The organism is Nocardioides sp. HB32, assembly GCF_054058995.1.
Genome location: NZ_JBSSBS010000001.1, coordinates 606113 through 622846, shown reverse-complemented (window position 1 = coordinate 622846; position 16734 = coordinate 606113). Strand labels below are relative to the sequence as shown.

The 16734-nt window shown below is 73.0% G+C and carries 16 protein-coding genes and 1 pseudogene; 9 read left to right on the top strand and 8 right to left on the bottom strand.

Translation table 11 applies throughout. From position 1 onward, the window contains the following. Window positions 1-13 precede the first annotated feature (13 nt). Genes ACVW2K_RS03205 through ACVW2K_RS03185 form a run of 5 tightly spaced genes read left to right on the top strand, consistent with a single transcriptional unit; the run spans window position 14 to window position 5430 of the window. Window positions 14-619: a hypothetical protein gene (locus ACVW2K_RS03205; protein ID WP_028637759.1), complete on the top strand. Its 606-nt coding sequence runs from the start codon at window positions 14-16 to the stop codon at window positions 617-619. A gap of 60 nt (window positions 620-679) precedes the next feature. Next, window positions 680-1891: a DNA polymerase IV gene (dinB, locus tag ACVW2K_RS03200; protein WP_457201513.1), complete on the top strand. Its 1212-nt coding sequence runs from the start codon at window positions 680-682 to the stop codon at window positions 1889-1891. Between the two features lie 4 nt (window positions 1892-1895). Then, entirely contained in the window at window positions 1896-2636 is a 741-nt protein-coding gene (locus tag ACVW2K_RS03195; protein ID WP_457201512.1) for a carboxymuconolactone decarboxylase family protein, read from the top strand. 9 nt (window positions 2637-2645) lie between these two features. Continuing rightward, entirely contained in the window at window positions 2646-3668 is a 1023-nt protein-coding gene (locus tag ACVW2K_RS03190) for a YihY/virulence factor BrkB family protein (protein ID WP_028637757.1), read from the top strand. A 31-nt stretch (window positions 3669-3699) separates the two neighbouring features. Next, entirely contained in the window at window positions 3700-5430 is a 1731-nt protein-coding gene (locus ACVW2K_RS03185; protein ID WP_457201511.1) for an MOSC domain-containing protein, read from the top strand. 7 nt (window positions 5431-5437) lie between these two features. Here the strand turns inward: ACVW2K_RS03185 and ACVW2K_RS03180 are convergent, their stop codons facing one another. Both ACVW2K_RS03180 and ACVW2K_RS03175 read right to left on the bottom strand, forming a co-directional pair. Beyond that, window positions 5438-6898, bottom strand: coding sequence for a glycosyltransferase family 39 protein (locus ACVW2K_RS03180; protein WP_457201510.1), 1461 nt, complete (start codon window positions 6896-6898; stop codon window positions 5438-5440). Next, on the bottom strand, window positions 6895-7662 hold the full coding sequence (locus tag ACVW2K_RS03175; RefSeq protein WP_457201509.1) for a tyrosine-protein phosphatase: 768 nt from the start codon (window positions 7660-7662) through the stop codon (window positions 6895-6897). The genes ACVW2K_RS03180 and ACVW2K_RS03175 overlap by 4 nt, the downstream gene beginning before the upstream one ends. 148 nt (window positions 7663-7810) lie before the next feature. Between ACVW2K_RS03175 and ACVW2K_RS03170 the strand changes: the two genes are divergently transcribed. Beyond that, window positions 7811-8200 carry a hypothetical protein gene (locus ACVW2K_RS03170; protein WP_457201508.1) on the top strand — a complete coding sequence of 130 codons (390 nt, stop codon included), beginning with the start codon at window positions 7811-7813 and terminating at the stop codon, window positions 8198-8200. After that, window positions 8200-8883, top strand: coding sequence for a hypothetical protein (locus ACVW2K_RS03165; protein ID WP_457201507.1), 684 nt, complete (start codon window positions 8200-8202; stop codon window positions 8881-8883). The genes ACVW2K_RS03170 and ACVW2K_RS03165 overlap by 1 nt, the downstream gene beginning before the upstream one ends. Before the next feature lie 3 nt (window positions 8884-8886). Here the strand turns inward: ACVW2K_RS03165 and ACVW2K_RS03160 are convergent, their stop codons facing one another. Continuing rightward, entirely contained in the window at window positions 8887-9450 is a 564-nt protein-coding gene (locus ACVW2K_RS03160; protein ID WP_028637753.1) for a protein-L-isoaspartate O-methyltransferase family protein, read from the bottom strand. Window positions 9451-9512: 62 nt separating this feature from the next. Here ACVW2K_RS03160 and ACVW2K_RS03155 point away from each other — a divergent pair, with 62 nt between their 5' ends. Beyond that, window positions 9513-9908, top strand: a complete 396-nt coding sequence (locus ACVW2K_RS03155) for a PLD nuclease N-terminal domain-containing protein (RefSeq protein WP_457201506.1) — start codon at window positions 9513-9515, stop codon at window positions 9906-9908. 101 nt (window positions 9909-10009) lie between these two features. Beyond that, a pseudogene (locus ACVW2K_RS03150) lies at window positions 10010-10239 on the top strand (IS481 family transposase); the annotation flags it as partial. Window positions 10240-10350: 111 nt separating this feature from the next. On the opposite strand, the gene ACVW2K_RS03145 reads toward ACVW2K_RS03150, so the two are convergent. The 5 genes from ACVW2K_RS03145 to ACVW2K_RS03125 form a co-directional block, all read right to left on the bottom strand. Further along, entirely contained in the window at window positions 10351-11538 is a 1188-nt protein-coding gene (locus tag ACVW2K_RS03145; RefSeq protein WP_457201505.1) for an HNH endonuclease signature motif containing protein, read from the bottom strand. A gap of 543 nt (window positions 11539-12081) precedes the next feature. Continuing rightward, window positions 12082-12876 (bottom strand): DUF1295 domain-containing protein, encoded by a 795-nt coding sequence (locus ACVW2K_RS03140; protein WP_457201504.1) that lies wholly within the window; start codon window positions 12874-12876, stop codon window positions 12082-12084. 12 nt (window positions 12877-12888) lie between these two features. Further along, window positions 12889-14073, bottom strand: coding sequence for a class I SAM-dependent methyltransferase (locus ACVW2K_RS03135; RefSeq protein ID WP_457201503.1), 1185 nt, complete (start codon window positions 14071-14073; stop codon window positions 12889-12891). Beyond that, window positions 14070-16010 (bottom strand): DUF1365 family protein, encoded by a 1941-nt coding sequence (locus ACVW2K_RS03130; RefSeq protein WP_457201502.1) that lies wholly within the window; start codon window positions 16008-16010, stop codon window positions 14070-14072. Before ACVW2K_RS03130 ends, ACVW2K_RS03135 begins: the two co-directional genes overlap by 4 nt. Continuing rightward, a complete protein-coding gene (locus tag ACVW2K_RS03125) occupies window positions 16003-16719 on the bottom strand; it encodes an anti-sigma factor (protein ID WP_457201501.1) in 717 nt (238 codons plus the stop codon). The genes ACVW2K_RS03130 and ACVW2K_RS03125 overlap by 8 nt, the downstream gene beginning before the upstream one ends. Window positions 16720-16734 lie beyond the last annotated feature (15 nt).

Here is a 16734-nt window from a genome sequence, read left to right as displayed (position 1 = left end):
CACAGTCAGGGGAGTGACCCACGACGACTGGACCGGGGGCGGCGCGACCGCTCTGGGGACCCACGCGCCCGCCACCCTCGCGTCCTACACGGTCCTGGTCTCGGTGCGGCCGTCCGGAGTGCACGACGAGATGCTGGAGGCGCCGGAGGTCGTGGCCTTCGCCGACCAGTTCGGCCGGGACGCGACCGCCATCGACGGTCGCGTGCGCGACGCCTTCGTCCGCGCGACCGCGGGCCACACCGCAGCCGTGGCCAACATGATCTGGATCGCCGACGTGGCGCCCCGCGTCCGGGTCGCGCTCGACGCCCTCTTCGGGCCCTCGGAGACGTGGCCGGGTCGGCGCCGCTACCCGGTCGCGGACACCGGCGACGCGATCTCGAGCTTCCTCGAGTCGATCTCGATGCAGGTCGACGCCCACCACGACGCGTCGAACGAGCGGCCGGACGCCGCGCGCGCAGCACTGGCCATCGCCGAAGCCATGATCCGGACCCCGGCCGCGATGCCCGACTCCGTCGTCGCGGCCGCGCACGAGCTGCTCACCCCCGCCGAGGCCGTTGAGGCCGTGCTCGACGGTGCGCGCCGTTCCGCCGGGAAGATCGAGACCGCCCTCGCCGCCTGACCCGGCGCCCGGCGCCGGTGCGCTCCCGACACTTGCCCATGATCGAACATGTGTTCGATCATGGGTCCCGTGATCCTGCACGCCGACCTCGACTCGTTCTACGCCTCGGTCGAGCAGCGCGACGACCCGCGGCTGCGCGGCCGGCCCGTGATCGTGGGCGGTGGTGTCGTGCTGGCCGCGAGCTACGAGGCCAAGGCGTACGGCGTCCGCTCCGCCATGGGCGGGCGCCAGGCGGCGCGGCTGTGCCCGGACGCGCTGGTCGTGCCGGCGCGCTTCTCGGCGTACGTCGAGGCCAGCAAGCAGGTCTTCGCGATCTTCGACGACACCACCCCGCTGGTAGAGGGCATCTCGATCGACGAGGCGTTCCTCGACGTCGGCGGGCTGCGCCGGCTGGTCGGTGAGCCCGAGGCCATCGCGGTCGACCTCCGGCGCCGGGTGCGCGAGGAGGTCGGGCTCCCGATCTCGGTCGGCATCGCGCGGACGAAGTACCTCGCCAAGGTGGCCAGCGCGGTCAGCAAGCCCGACGGCCTGCTCGCGGTGGCCCCGGACGGCGAGGAGGAGTTCCTGCACCCGCTGCCGGTCGAGCGGCTCTGGGGAGTCGGTGCGATCACCGCCGGGAAGCTGCACGCGGACGGGATCCGCACGATCGGCCAGCTCGCCCGGCGGGAGGAGGTCGAGCTGAGCGCGACGGTCGGCCGGGCCGCCAGCCGGCACCTGTGGGCACTGGCCAACCTGATGGACCCGCGCGCGGTCGAGGTCGGCCGCCGGCGGCGCTCGATCGGGTCGCAGTGCGCCATGGGGCGAGCCGGCAAGCCGAAGTCGCGCGAGGAGCTCGACGCGTTGCTCGCCGGCCTCGTCGACCGGGTCGCCCGGCGGCTGCGGGCCGGCGAGCGGATCGGTCAGACCTTCACGCTCCGGCTGCGCTTCGACGACTTCACCCGGGCCACCCGCTCCGCGACGCTGAAGTACTCCACGGCGACCACCGCCACCTGGCTCGAGACCGGCCGGCGGCTGCTCGCCGACAACTGGGCGCTCATCGAGGAGCGGGGGTGCACGCTGCTCGGCATCACGATCTCCGGCCTGGTCGACGGGCGGTCCCGGCAGCTGGAGCTGCCGCTGTTCCCGGACGTCGTGCACGAGAACGGCCTGGACGCGGCGCTGGACCGGGTTCGTGACCGGTTCGGCTCGGCGTCGGTCACCCGGGCGGCCCTGGTCGGCAGGCGCACCGGCCTCGAGATGCCGACGCTCCCCGATCCCGGGCCCCTACGCTGACCTCGTGCCGCCGTCGACCCTGCCGCCGTCGTACGGCGCCGTCCTCGGTGCGCGGCGTGCCCTCGACGTCGATCTCACGGACCCGCGGGTGGTGGCGTTCGCGGAGCAGTTCGCGGTCGACGTGTCGGTGATCGACGACGAGCTCCGGGGTGGCTTCCTGGCGGCGACCGGACCGGCGGCCTTCGTCGCCGTGCAGGCGATCTTCGTCGACGACTTCTGGCCGCGGGTGCCGGCGTTGCTCGGTCCCGTCGGCAGTCCGGTCGAGGACGGCGGTGAGCTGTGGCCGGCGCTGGAGGAGTTCATGCGCGAGGTGGCGCGGCTCGACGCGCTGGACCCGGTGACGACCGAGCTGGTCCGGCTCCGCGGCGCGCGCCAGCACGACTGCCGGGTCTGCCGGTCCCGGCGTTCCGTCGCGGCGATCGAGCAGGGCGCCGACGAGGCGACGTTCGAGGCCGTGGACTGGTACGCCGACAGCGACCTGCCGGTCCACGCCAAGGCAGCGCTCGCCCTGACGGACGCGGTGATCTGGACGCCGTACGCCGTCCCCGCGGACGTCGCCGCGGCCGCCCGGAGCCACCTGCCGGAGGACCAGGTCGTCGAGGTGGTGCTCGACGTGACCCGCAACGCCGCCAACAAGATCGCGGTCGCCCTGGGCGCCGACGCGCCCACGGTGACCGACGGCGTCGAGCTGTTCACGACCGACCGGGGCGGCAACCTGACCGTTCTGGGACCGCGACCTCGGTAGCGTGGCGGGGTGGGACGGGTCATCGACGGCGCCGATCGCGCCCAGCGGCGCTGGTCCGTGCTCGGATACCCGCTCGCGGTCATCTACAAGTACTTCGACGACCAGGGCAACTACCTGGCCTCGATCATCACCTACTACGCCTTCATCGCGATCTTCCCGCTACTGCTCCTCGGCTCCTCGATCCTCGGCTTCCTCCTCCAGGGCAACCCCGACCTCCAGGGGGACCTGATCGACTCGGCGCTCGCGCAGTTCCCGGTCATCGGCGACCAGCTCGGCCGTCCCGAGGGGCTGACGGGCTCGAGCACCGCGATCATCGTCGGCGGCCTGGTGGCGCTGTACGGCGCGCTCGGCCTCGGCCAGGCGCTGCAGAACGCGCTCAACGTGGCGTGGTCCGTTCCGCGCAACAGCCGGCCGAACCCGATCCTGCTGCGGCTCAAGAGCCTGTTCCTGCTGCTGACCGCGGGCATCGCCGTCCTGACGATCTCGGTGCTGTCGACGCTCGCGGCGAACACCGAGGTCCTCGGCGAGACGGTCTCGTCGTACCGGTGGCCGATCACGGTCCTCACGGTCCTGGTGAACACGGTCGTGCTCACGGCCCTGTTCCGCGTCGGCGCCGCCCGCAGCCATAGCATCTGGACCGGCTCGGTGCCCGGCGCGGTGACCGCGTCGCTGGGGTGGATCGGGCTCCAGACCATCGGCACGGCCTACGTCACCAACGTCCTCACCGAGACCAGCGCGATGAACCAGACCTTCGGCCTGGTCCTCGGCCTGATGGGGCTCCTCTGGCTCACCGCGGTCATCGGCGTCCTGGGCATCGAGGTCAACGTGGTGCTCGAGCGACGGCTGTGGCCACGAGCCCTCCTGACGCCGTTCACCGACCGGGTCGACCTCACCGACGCCGACCGGCGCGCGTACGTCGGCTACGCGAGAGCCCAGCGTCACAAGGGATTCGAGACCGTCGAGGTGCGGTTCGCCGAGCAGCGGATCACGATGCGCGAAGAGGAGGACGACGGCGCCGACCACGTGTCGTGACAGACGCGGTCGGATCGGCGAGGCTGGGGCCATGGCCCGCCTGCTGTCGGTCAACGTCGGGATGCCGAAGGACGTGTCCTGGCGCGGACGGACCGTGCACACGGGGGTGTGGAAGAGCCCGGTGCGGGGTCCCCGGCTGGTACGACGCCTCAACATCGACGGCGACGGCCAGGGCGACCTGGCGGGACACGGCGGGGAGCAGCGCGCCGTGCTCGTCTACCAGGTCGAGTCCTACCGGTACTGGGCGGAGGTCCTCCAGCGCGAGGACCTCGAGCCCGGCGCCTTCGGCGAGAACTTCACGGTCGAGGGTCTCGCCGACGAGGAGGTCTGCATCGGTGACCGCTACCGGATCGGCGAGGCCGAGCTCGAGGTCAGCCAGCCACGCGTGACCTGCTTCCGGGTGGGGATGCGGCTGGGCGAGCCACGACTGCCGTCGCTGCTGGTCGCGCACCACCGTCCCGGCTTCTACCTCCGGGTGCTGACCGAGGGCCACGTGCGTGCTGGGGACCCGATCGAGCGGACCCGCCGAGGCCCGCACGAGCTCAGCGTGGCCGCCGCGGACGCGCTCCTCTACCTGCCGGGACACGACCCGGAGCGGCTGGCGGACGCGCTCGACATCCCGGCCCTGAGCCCGGGCTGGCAGGGGTCGTTCCGGAGCATGCTGGAGAGCGGCGGGACCGGCCAGCCGGCCGGCGTCGCCGTCGCCCCGCCACCGGCCTGGCCGGGCTTCCGGACCCTCACGGTCACCGACGTCGTCGCGGAGACCTCGTCGGTGACGTCGTACCGACTGGCCTCGGACGACCCGCTGCCGCCGTACCGTCCCGGCCAGTTCCTGACCCTCCGCGTCCCCGGCTCGGGCGACCCGGTCCCGGTGCGGACCTACTCGCTGTCGGGAGGTCCCGACGGCGAGTACCGGATCAGCGTGAAGCGCGAGACGCAGGGCCGGGTGAGCTCCTACCTGCAGGCCCACCTGCGGCCGGGGGACACCGTGGAGGTGGCGGCGCCGCGCGGGGACTTCGTGCTGGACGACGACGGTGCGCCGGTCCTCCTCGTCTCGGCGGGCATCGGCCTGACTCCCGTGCTGGCGATGCTGCACCGGCTGGCGAGCGAGGACAGCACCCGCGAGGTGTGGTGGGTCCACACGACCCACGATGCCGACAGCCACGCGTTCGCCGGCGAGGTGACGGGGCTGCTCGGGCGGCTTCCGGCGTCGCACTCGGTCGTGTACTACACGACCCCGGCGCAACCGCCCGCGGCCGGCTGCGGCGTACGGACGGGACGCCTGACCGCGGAGGCCGTCGCCGCGCTCGGCGTCCCGGCGACGGCGAGCGCGTACGTGTGTGGCCCCGACTCCTTCATGGCCGACGTCGGTGCGGCGCTCGCGGCCGCCGGCCTGGACCCGACCCGGATCCACACCGAGCGGTTCGGGTCCCGGTCCCCGATCAACCCCGGCGTGGTCGGTGCCCCGACCCCGCCGCCGCACCAGCCACCGGGACCGCCGGGCACCGGGCCGGCCGTGACCTTCGGGCGGTCGGGGATCACAGCCGCCTGGGCCGACGGCTACGGCTCCGTGCTGGAGCTCGCGGAGGCGTGCGACGTCCCGACCCAGTGGTCGTGCCGGACCGGTGTGTGCCACACGTGCGTGACCGCGGTGCTGTCCGGTTCGGTGGCGTATGCGACCCCGCCGCTCGAGGCGCCCGGCGCGGACGAGGTGCTGATCTGCTCCGCGACCCCGGCCGGGGACCTCGTCGTCGATCTCTGACCGGCCGCTACGCGTTGTAGTGCACGAGCCTCGGCCAGGCCGCGCGCCAGCCGCCGACCGGGCCGTCGCAGACCCAGACGCCCGCGCCGACCTCCTCGTTGTCGGTGCTCGTGTCGTTGCGCAGCCGGTCCCGGAGCTCGCAGCCCCGGAAGTCGTCGGGCGGGGTCTCGAGGACGAGCACGACGGGCGAGGCGTCCTCGGGTGGCGGCCCCCAGTTGCGGTAGCCGTTGTGGCCGCTGTACGCCGGCAGCCCGACGTCGTACCAGCTCATCGCCCCGGCCTCGCCGTAGTTGGTCGTGAAGACGACGGCGTGCTCGCGCTCCTCGGGGGAGAGCGAGTCGACGACGGCGCGGACCTGGTCGGCGTACCCCGGCCAGCCGATGGTGTCGCCCTGGACGTCGCTGACGTCGGCCCAGAACGAGCCGGAGAACGTCGAGGTCGGCAGCACCGGGACGACCGCCGGGTACGCCACGGCCGACGTCGCGACGAGGACGGCCCCGACCCCGACGACGCGGCGGGAGGGTCGGCTCGCCGCGAGGTGGGTGCAGCCGGCCGCGATCAGCGGCGGCACCAGGCCGCCGAGGTAGTACCCCTTGCCGCCGGTGACCAGGTAGACGAGCAGCACGACCAGGAACGCCCAGGCGACCGGCCGGGCGCGCTCCCAGTCCGGACGGCGCAGGAGCTGCACGAGGCCCGCGATCCAGACGACCCCGATCACGGGGCTGTACATGACGAATGCCTCGAGGACCAGGGTGATCCGCCCGCCGACCCCGCCGTACTCGTCGGCGATGTCGGCGGACAGGGCGAAGACCGGCCAACCGTGCTGTGCCTGCCAGACGAGGTTCGGCACCCACATCGCCAGCGCGACGAGTCCGCCCAGCCACGGCCATCGGGTCCGGAGCATCGGCCGGGTCCCGGGCGTGAGTGCGACGCCGACCAGGAGGCCGAGCAGGAGGAACGCCACCGAGTGCTTGTTGTTGAGGCCGAGCCCGGCGAGCACACCGGCCACGAGCCAGAGACGTGGCCGGTCGTCGATCAGCGACTGGGCCACGACGACCAGGACGGCGGTGAGGAACAGCAGGTCGAAGGTCGAGGTCTCGAGCAGGTGCCCGAGCCCGGGCACGAGCGCCGAGAACGCGACGGCCACCGCGGTCAGCACCTGGCCGGCTCGCGCGGCACCGAGCAGCCGCGCCGCCTGTGCCGAGAGCAGCACGACGCCCGCCACCGCCAGCACGGCGGGCAGCCGCAGCACCAGCAGGTGCGACGGTGCGAGGGAGTCCATCAACGCCGCGACGAGCGGGGTGAACGACGGCTGGTCCGGGTAGCCCCACGCCGGGTGGTGCCCGGCGACGACGAAGTAGAGCTCGTCCCGGTGCGGGCCGTAGAACGGCGAGAGCGCGACCAGGGCCAGCGCCTGGATCGCGACCACGACGCCGACCTCCCGGACGGCGTACGGGTGGCGGGTCACGCGATCAGTCTGGCCCGCAACGCGTCGAGCAGGGACTGGTCCAGACCGAGACCGTCCCGCAAGTAGCCCTCGACGGAGCCGTAGTCGGCCTCGATCGCGTCGTACGCCGCCTGGAGGTAGCCCGGCTCCACGATCATCGTCGGCTCGTACACCGCGACCTTGTCCGGGCCGAGGTGCTCGGCGATCAGCGCGAGATACTTCTCCCGGGTCGCCGACGACACCTCGTTAGTGAGCAGGTAGTCCGCGAGGATCGTGCCGCGGTCGACCCCGGCGATCTCCAGCAGCAGTACGGCGGCCCAGCCGGTGCGGTCCTTCCCGGCGGTGCAGTGGAAGAGCTGGGGCAGCTCCCCGGTCGCGAGCGCGGTCAGCAGGCGGGCGTACGACGCCCGCGCCCCCGCCGAGCGGACGAACGCGTCGTACACCTCGCGCATGACGCGTTCCGCGGCGGCGGTGTCGTGGAGTCCGTCCACCATCGCCATCGGGATGCCGGCGACCTCGACGTGGTGCCAGGCGGCGCCCGGCACCACGACGTCCGGGTGCGCCTCGACCTCCGGCGTGCTGCGCAGGTCGTGGATGGCGGCGATGCCGAGGTCCGCGAGGGCCGTCGCGTCGGCGTCGGTCAGCTGGAGCTCGTTCGACCGGTAGAAGACCCCGCGGCGGACGCGCCCGCCGTCCCGGGTCGGGTGGCCGGACCCGGTGCCCGCGACGTCGCGGAAGTTGTCCGCGGAGGCGAGCCGCAGGAGCTCGGCGGGCGCATCGGTCACCCGCGCAGGATAGGGGCGGCCCGGGAACGGGCGGTGAACGGTCCCGACCCCAGCGGCGCCATGGCCCGGTCAGGCGATGGCTTCCGGGGGGTGGCCCACCTAGCGTGGCGAGGCCGGGGGGCACAGGGGACTCGAGGGGAGACACATCATGCTGCGCAGGATCGGCGCGACGTTCGCCGTACTACTCATGACCGCCGGGGTGGGGCTCGTCGTCACCGCTCCGGCGGACGCGGCGCACGCCGGGCTCGAGGCCCGGTCCGTGCTGCCGTACCACGGCCACTACCTCGGCCGCGACGGCCACGACCGGTCCGTGCGCTTCTACTTCGACGGGCACTCGCTCTCGAACGTCACGGTGAACGGCCACCTGATCGTGAGCAGCGCGCCGGTCAGTGGCGCCACCGTCCACCACAGGTGCGACTCGCACACCCGCAAGTGCGTGCGCGGCCACTGGGCGTCGGACACCGAGTTCTTCGGGATCTGGAACGACCCGAACCAGGGCCACGAGTCCCACTTCACCGCCTACGTGTACGCCCACTGATGCGCGCGCCGAGCATCCCGCGCCGGATCGGCGCACTCACCATCGCACTCACCGCCGTCGTCGCCTGCCTGATCGGCTCCACCGCCGACGCCCACGGCGGCAAGCACGCCGCGGCCGCCGGCTCGCCGGCCCACGAGCGCAGCACGATCCCGAAGCGGGGCGACTACACCGGGGCCGACCACCAGAACCTCCCGGTGACCCTGAAGTTCGACGGCACGGAGGTGAAGAGCTTCTACGTCGGGCAGCTGAGCTTCGGCAACGCGCACGTCGGCGGCAACGACTTCTGGGACGAGCGGTGCAACAACGGGGTCTGCTTCTCCGGCCGGTGGGTCAGCCCCACCGACGTGGTGGGGAAGTGGCGGCGCGGCGGGGACCGCACCTACCACGTGTGGAGCGCTCGCACCCCGTCCGGACCGAGCTACTTCCAGGGCACCTGGCGCGGCTTCGACCACCACGGGAACAACATGCACCTGAGGTGGAACGGCACCCACGTCTCCGGGTTCACGGTGAACGGGTTCGGTGACTTCCCGAGCACCACCGTGGACAACACCGGCCACTGGAACGAGGTCTGCTCGCGCGACTGGTGCTACAAGGGACACTTCATCAGCGACGACGAGGTCGTCGGGGAGTGGCGGACGCCCGGCAGCACTTGGTACGCGTGGGAGGTCTATCCCTCCTCGTAGCACTCACCGCAGCGGCACGAACCGGTAGTAGCCGTGCCGGCTGACGACCGGTTGCCCGTCATCGTTCTCGACCAGCAGCATCTCGCCGTTCACCGGGATCACCATCCGGCCCGACGGTCCGAGCTGGTCGACGAGGGTGGCGGGCAGCTCCCGTGCCCCGGCCGAGACCAGGATCCGGTCGTACGGCGCGCCGGCCGGGTCGCCGAGCACGTCCGGGTCCGCCGCCTCGATCCGCGCCCGCGGCCAGGTGCCGCGGGCGAGGTTCCCACGGCCGAACTCCACCAGCTCCGGCTCGAGCTCGAGGCCGAGCACCTCGCCCTCCGGTCCGGTCAGGTGCGCGAGCAGGGCGGTCGTCCACCCGGAGCCGGAGCCGACGTCGAGCACCCGGTCGCCCGGCCGCACCTCGAGCAGGCGCAGCATGTTCTCGACCGTGCGCGGCTGCGAGCTCGTCTGGCCGTGGCCGATGTCGATCGGGCCGTCGTACGCCGCCCGCCCGCGTTGCGACCGCGGGAGGAACCACGCCCGCGGGACCGCCGCGAACGCCTCGCCGACCCGATCGGCGTCCATGCCCGCGAGTCAACCACGCGATTCTCCTGACGTCGGGAGCGGAGGGGGTCCAGACTGCCGCCGTGATCAAGATCGAGGGTCTTTTCGGGGTGGTGGCGTTCGCGCTCTGGGTCTTCTGCCTGGTCGACGCGATCGGCAGCCCGGCGGACCGGGTCCGCAACCTGCCCAAGGCGGCCTGGATCATCATCGTCCTGTTGTTCCCGTTCGTGGGCTCGATCGCCTGGCTGGTCGCCGGCCGCCCCGACGACGGCGCCGCGCGCCGGTCGGCGTACGAGCGCCAGCAGCCGTCGTTCCCCGAGTACGACCGCCCCGGCCGTGCCGCCGCCGTCGACCCGGAGAAGGACGAGGAGTTCCTCCGCCAGGTGCGCGAGCGCGCGGAGGCCCAGCGCAAGGCGTACGACGAGCAGCGGAAGCGCGAGCAGGGCGACGGGGAGACGGGTGACCGCACGGAGCCGTGAGTCTCGTTGGCATGTCCGCGGGTTTGCGGCTGGTCGGTGGTGGCGGCCGCTAGGCAGCGAGCGGGGATGGCGGGTGGGTGGTTGCGGTTGCCTCCCGGCTCTGGAGGTCGGCCGGATCCACCGCGGCGAAGAAGCGCGCGAAGATCGGGTTCGACCACGTCCACTAACTCATCGACGACCACCTCCGGCTGGCCTACTCCGAGGTCCTGCCGGACGAGGAGGCGCGACCTGCGCCGGCTTCCTGGTCCGCGCCGCGGCGTACTTCGCTACCCGCGGCATCACCCGCATCGAACGGGTGAGGACCGACAACCACTTCAGCTACCAGCTCTCCGCGAGCCGACTGTCATGAACCTGTCTGCCGGGTACAGCTGGACCGCCGGGGCGCTTTTCGCGGGAACGGACACGACTGAGGCCCCGCCGGCCGTGGTCGGCGGGGTGGGGGTCAGCCGGTATGTCGGTGGCCGAGGGGGCTGGTCCAGATGAACCCGGTGCCGGGGGCGTGGTGGTAGGTCCAGTCGGTGAAGGTCTTGAGCCGGTGGTGTCCTCGGCACAGGGGTGCGAGGTTCGAGGTGGTGGTCGCGCCGAGCGGCCATTCGATGGTGTGGTCGGTGTCGGCGTGCTGGCCTTGGCGCCAGGAAGGCCGGTGGCAGAACGGGAACGGGCACTCGGGGTGCCGGAGCCGGACCTGTTCCTTCATCACCGGGGTGGCCTGGTAGGTCTCGGTGGCCAGCTCCTCGTTGAGGTCGATGACCGGCCGCACGGTCACCTTCGTGCCGGCCTGCTGGCACCAGTGCTGGAGGTGTTCGGGGGTGATCACCGAGCGGGTGTTGTCCAGGTCGACCATGGTCTGGCCGGGGCGGGTGTGGGCGTAGATCACCACCTCCCGCCGCGGCTGCCCGGCCGGTGGGTCGCCGAGGAGGCCGGCCGCGATCGCGCGGCGCACCTCGAGGGGCAGCGCGGGGTCCAGGGTGTCGGCCTTCGCCGCGACCACGGCGTCCAGGGCGACCGCGTCGGCGACGTCGAGCATCCCGGAGATCGGCACCAGGCCCTCGGCGGTCATGTACTTCAGGTGCACCTTGAAGTGCCGCTGCTCGGCCGCGGCCAGGCGGCGGCGCTCGGTCTCGGCGGGGTCGTGCTCGGCGCGGGCCTTCTCGACCTGCCGGTCGAGCTCGGCGAACGTGCACTTGTGGGCCACGAAGTACAGCGCCCGGTCCACGAACCCCGCTCCCGCGGGAGGGAGGGAGTGGGTGGCCCGGGCGATCTTGCGGGCCTTCCACACCGGCAGCCGGCCGTCCAGGACGCGGTGCCAGATCCGCGGTAGCCGGTGCGCGAGCTCGACCGCGTCGCCGAGGTAGTCCCGGCCGGCGTCGGTGGACAGCCCGACCGCGAGCGCGAACTCCGCGACCGCGCCCTCGTCGATCGTGGGCGCCCCCGCCCCGGCGATCTGCAGGTCCCGCATCGACCAGTCCACGCCCTCCGCGGACTCGTCGTCGACCTCGTCGCCGGGGTGCAGCTCGACCCACTGGACCGCGAGCTGGAGCTTGCGGATCGCGGCGGCGTTCTCGATCTGGTGCTGCTCGCGGGCAGCGTCGATCACCTGTGCTGCGCGGGTGATCGTGGTGGCTGCCATGACACCTACTCAAGCATCGACCACCGACACTGAGAGGCCTGAAAGGCCTTATTTCACAGGGGTCTGGGTAACGAACCGGTCACGGTTTTCGGCCTGTTTCCACAGTTGGTGGTGGCCGGCTGCCGGCAAAGCCGGGAGGCGACCGCCACCACCCAGCCGCCGTCCCCGCTCGCTGCCTGTCGGTCGTCACCACCGACCAGCCCGCAACCCACGGACATGCCGACGCGTCGCGGCCGGCAAGCCGGGAGGCGACCGCCACCACCCGCCCGCCGTCCCCGTTCGCTGCCATGTCGGTCGTCACCACCGATCAGCCCGCAACCCGCAGACATGCCGACGCGTCGCGGACCGCAAGCCGGGAGGCGACCGCAACCACCCACCCGCCGCCCCCTAGCTGCTATGTCGGTCGCCACCAGCCGCGGACCGCAAGCCGGGGAACGACCGCCACCACCCACCCGCCGTCCCGGTCCGCTGCCATGTCGGTCGCCACCACCCACGGTCCGCAAGCCACAGGCCGGCGGCCGGCAACGTCCCTGCCGGGTACACCTAGCCCCGGCGCGCGCCCCGGCGCGGCGGGAGCGGCACGAACATCGAGGTGCGCGCGGCGTACGCCGGATAGCCCGCGCGCTTCATCATCGTCCTCTCCAGCAGCCGGGCGCCGGTGATCCACACCAGCCAGACGGTCATGGCGGCCGGCGAGAGGACAGTGACGGCCGCCGCCAGCCAGCCGGAGGCGACCCCGCCGACGAGCCAGATGCCCCACCAGACGCAGGCGTCGCCGAAGTAGTTGGGGTGCCGCGTCCAGGACCAGAGCCCGCGGTCCATCACCGGGCCGCGGTCCGGGTCGCGCTTGTACGCCGAGAGCTGGGCGTCGCCGACGGACTCGAACACCACGCCCACGACCCAGACGAGCAGCCCCAGCCAGACCGCCCACGTCCACGAGGTGGACGAGAGGGCCGCGGCCTGCAGCGGCAGCGAGACCAGCCAGACCGCCGCGCCCTGCACCAGGAAGACCCGGCGTACGGCGACGCCGACGCCGACCTCCGGAAGCGATCCGCCGAGCAGCTCGCGGTAGCGCGGGTCCTCACCGTGGCCGCGGGCACGGGTGAAGATGTGCGACGACAGGCGGCCGCCCCACACCGCGACCAGGCCGACCAGCAGCCACGACTGCCAGTCACCCGAGACGACCGCGCAGACGAGCGCGACCCCGACCAGGGCCAGTCCCCAGGCGACGTCGACGACCGACACGCGGCCGAGGCGTACGGCGGCCAGCGCGGTCAGCGTCATCACGACGAGCGCGACCGCGAGCGACAGGCCGGCCACGATCAGGAAGTCAGGCACGGGCACACTCCATCAGTCCTCCCGGGCGAGGGTCAGCTGCTGCACGTCGAGGTACCCGGACGCGAACCCGGCCCGCGAGTAGCAGAGGTAGAAGTGCCACATCCGCAGGAAGGTCTCGTCGAACCCGAGGGCGAGCACCTCGTCCCGGCGGGCGAGGAACGCCTCGTCCCACCGGCGCAGCGTCTCGGCGTAGTCGGCGCCGAACGCCAGCCGGTCCACGACCCGCAGCGTCGTCTCCCGGCAGGTGATCTCGTCGATCGCCCGGGCCGACGGCAGGAAGCCACCGGGGAAGACGTACTTGTTGATCCACGTGTAGCTGCCGCGCGTCGCCAGCATCCGGTGGTGCGGCATCAGGATCGCCTGCAGCCCGACGCGACCGCCGGGCGCCAGCACCCGGTCCAGCGTGCGGAAGTAGGTCGGCCAGTACTCGTACCCGACCGCCTCGACCATCTCGACCGAGAGGACGGCGTCGTACGACCCGGTCGCGTCGCGGTAGTCGCAGAGGTCGACCTGCACGCGGTCGGCGTACCCGGCAGCCGCGATCCGCTCGCGGGCCAGCGCCTGCTGCTCGACCGACAGCGTGAGGGAGCGGACCGTAGCTCCCCGGGCAGCGGCGCGGATCGCGAGCTCGCCCCACCCCGTGCCGATCTCGAGCACCCGGGCGCCGGGGCCGACGGCGGCCGCGTCGAGGAGCCGGTCGATCTTGCGGAGCTGCGCCTCGTGCAGGTCGGTGGTCCCGTCGAAGAGCGCCGAGGAGTACGTCAGCGACTCGTCGAGGAACAGCCGGAACAGGTCGTTGGAGAGGTCGTAGTGGTGGGCGATCAGCTCGCGGGTGTGGTCCTTCGTCGTGCGGTGGGCGCGCGGGGTCCCGGGCAGCACCAGTCGGCGCATCCGCTGCAGGGGCCGCGGGACCAGGTCCGCGACGTTCGACGCGAGGACGGTGAGGAACCCGGTCAGGTCCTCGGCGTCCCAGGCACCGGTCAGGTAGGACTCACCGAACCCGATGAGCCCGTCGCGGCCGAGCCGCGCGTACACCTCGTCGGGCCGGTGGAGGGTGATCGCGTAGGGCTCCAACGGCAGCCGGCTCATCGCCGAACGGAAGAGCCCGCGGGCAACGCGGGCCGAGACCGCGGTGCGTGCGCCGCCCGGGACGTCCTCGAGGGAGGGCCAGGCAGCCCGGGTCGGGGTGATGGTCATCGGACAGCTTCCTGGTGGTGGTCGGGGCGCGGGCGGACCGGGAGCCGCCGCAGCCAGAGAGCGAGGCCGTGGGCGCGGATCAGCAGCGCGCCGCGCAGGGCGGCGGGCGCCGCGCGCAGCGGCCCGTGGGTCGAGCGGCGACCGGTCAGCGAGGCGCTGAACCGGGCGCCGTCGTCGCTGGTCAGCGTGACCGCCACGAGGAGGTCGTCGCCCGGCACCGGCACCCGAAGGTCGTACCGGCCGTCGGTGCCGTGGAACGGCGACACGTACATCGCCTTCGGGGTGGAGGCCCGGCCGTGCGCGTCCGGGTGCACGAGGTAGGCGTGCCGGTCGCCGTAGGTGTTGTGCACCTCGACGACCACGCACGGCGGCTGCTGCTCCGGGAAGACCCAGAACACGCTGATCGGGTTGAAGCAGTAGCCGAGCGCGCGGGGGTGGGCGGCCATCCACAAGCGGCCGGCGCCGAGCTCGACGCCGTGGCGCAGCAGGAACGCCGCCACGTTGTCGCGGATCGTCAGCGTCGGGTCCCCGAGGTGGTCCCGGGCTTCGAACCGGCCGAGGACGCCGTGGTCGGGAAGTCGGTCCAGGTCGACCACCCAGGTGTGCGACCGGTGCGTGAACGTGCGCCGGAACGGCGCCCGGCGGGTGTGCCGGATCGTCGTCGCGTAGACGCCGGGCGACGGCTCGGGCTCACCCCAGTCGAACCCGAGCCGCGCCGCGGCGGCGGCGCCGGAGCGCGCGCCGTCCTCGTGGAAGCCCCACCCGTGGTACGCGCCGGCGAACGCGAGCCGGTCGGTGTCGAGCTCGGGCAGCCGGGCCTGGGCGGCGACCGACGTGGGCGTGTAGAGCGGGTGCTCGTACTCCATCCGGCCGAGGACCAGCGCCGGGTCGACGAGGTCCTCGCCTCCGAGCGTGACGAGGTAGCGCGTGGTGGTGGGCAGCCGCTGCAGCCGGGTCAGGTCGTAGGTGACGGTGACGTGGCCGCGGGCCTCGGCCGGCCGGTGGAAGTTCCACGACGCGCGGGCGCCCTCGGCGCGCGGCAGCACCGAGGTGTCGGTGTGCAGCAGCGCGACGTTGTGCGAGTAGTCGATCGCACCCATGACCTCGCGCTGCGCGGCCGTCGGCGCGGCCAGCATCGCCAGCGCCTGGCCCGGATGCGTCGCGAGGACGACGGCGTCGTACCGCTCGACGGAGCCGTTGCCGTCCGTGACGTCCACCCCGTCCGCGGTCTCGAGGACCGAGGTGACCTTGGTGCCGAGCCGCACGTCCGGCAGCACGTCCGCGACCCGGCGCACGTACTCGTGCGAGCCGCCGGTGACCGTGCGCCACTGCGGCGAGTCCGACACGGACAGCATCCCGTGGTGCTCGAGGAACGCGAACAGGTAGCGCGCCGGGTACTCCAGCGCCACCGCCGGGTCGCACGACCAGACCGCGGCGACCAGCGGCTCCATGAAGTGCCGGCGGAAGTACGGCGGGAAGCGGTGCCGGTCGAGGAACTCGCGGAGCGTCACGTCGTCGCGGAGCCGCCGAGCCAGCCGGTGGAACCGTGGGATGTCGACGAGCATCCGCAGGTACGCCGGGCTGGCGAGGTTGCGGCCGCCCGGGAAGAGCCCCCGCGCGCCGAGCGCCCCGGCGTACTCGACCCCGGAGACGTCGTCGCGCACGGACATCGACATCTCCGACTCCTGCGTCGCGACCCCGAGCTCACGGAACAGCCGCAGCAGCGTGGGATAGGTCCGCTCGTTGTGCACGATGAAGCCGGTGTCGATCGCGTGCCCGTCGGGGCCTTCCTCGACCTGATGCGTGTCGGCGTGGCCGCCGAGCCGGTCGTCCGCCTCGTAGAGCGTCACCCGTGCGGTGCGGGAGGCGACGTACGCCGCGGTCAGCCCGGCGACCCCGGAGCCGACGACGGCGACGCGCTGTCGTGGGTCAGGCACTGGTCCTCCCGAAGTCGAACAGCGCGATCGGCTTGGTCGTGGGCGATGTGGAGCCACCTGCCGGCTCGACGGTGATGCCCGCAGCGAGTGCCGTGGCGGCGTCGCCGCTGAGGATGACGGTCTGGTCGGCGGCGACCGGCATCACGCCGGCGGAGACCATGCCGCGCCCGGGCTGGTCCAGCCACAGCTGGTAGACCTTCCCGTCCGGCGGGGCCGGCATGTCCTTCGTGACGATGACCGCCTTGTCGAGCCCGTCGGAGTGGGTCACCGTCGCCTTCGCGCCGCCGGGGAAGTCCAGCGACGTGCTCTTGGCGTCCGACGCGTGCAGCACCTGGTCGGCGATCGGGACGCTGCCCTGGCTCGTGTCCGACCACGGCTGCTGCCAGGCGACGGCACCTCCGCCGGCCAGCAGGACGGCGGCCGCGGCGGCGACCAGCCACCGGGCGGTACGCCGCGGGCGCGGCCGGGCCACCGGCACCTCGGGGGGCAGTGGACGGATCGAGCCGATGCCGGCGAGCACCGCGGCGCGGAGCTCGGCGGGCGGCTCGACGGGCGTCGTCTCGGCGAGCAGGCCGGCGGCCTCACGGAGGCCGGCCACCTCGGCGCGGCACTCCGGGCACTCGGCGAGGTGGCGCTCGAACGCCGCGCGCTCGAGGCCGTCGAGCGCGTCGACGGCGTACGCGCCGGAGAGAGCGTGGATGTCACTCATGCGCGTACTCGCTTC

Excerpts from the sequence above, each read along its gene's own strand:
- dinB (WP_457201513.1), top strand. The coding sequence starts at position 680 with ATGGGTCCCGTGATCCTGCACGCCGACCTCGACTCGTTCTACGCCTCG.
- ACVW2K_RS03185 (WP_457201511.1), top strand. The coding sequence starts at position 3,700 with ATGGCCCGCCTGCTGTCGGTCAACGTCGGGATGCCGAAGGACGTGTCC.
- ACVW2K_RS03170 (WP_457201508.1), top strand. The coding sequence starts at position 7,811 with ATGCTGCGCAGGATCGGCGCGACGTTCGCCGTACTACTCATGACCGCC.
- ACVW2K_RS03165 (WP_457201507.1), top strand. The coding sequence starts at position 8,200 with ATGCGCGCGCCGAGCATCCCGCGCCGGATCGGCGCACTCACCATCGCA.
- ACVW2K_RS03160 (WP_028637753.1), bottom strand. The coding sequence starts at position 9,450 with ATGGACGCCGATCGGGTCGGCGAGGCGTTCGCGGCGGTCCCGCGGGCG.
- ACVW2K_RS03145 (WP_457201505.1), bottom strand. The coding sequence starts at position 11,538 with ATGGCAGCCACCACGATCACCCGCGCAGCACAGGTGATCGACGCTGCC.
- ACVW2K_RS03135 (WP_457201503.1), bottom strand. The coding sequence starts at position 14,073 with ATGACCATCACCCCGACCCGGGCTGCCTGGCCCTCCCTCGAGGACGTC.
- ACVW2K_RS03125 (WP_457201501.1), bottom strand. The coding sequence starts at position 16,719 with ATGAGTGACATCCACGCTCTCTCCGGCGCGTACGCCGTCGACGCGCTC.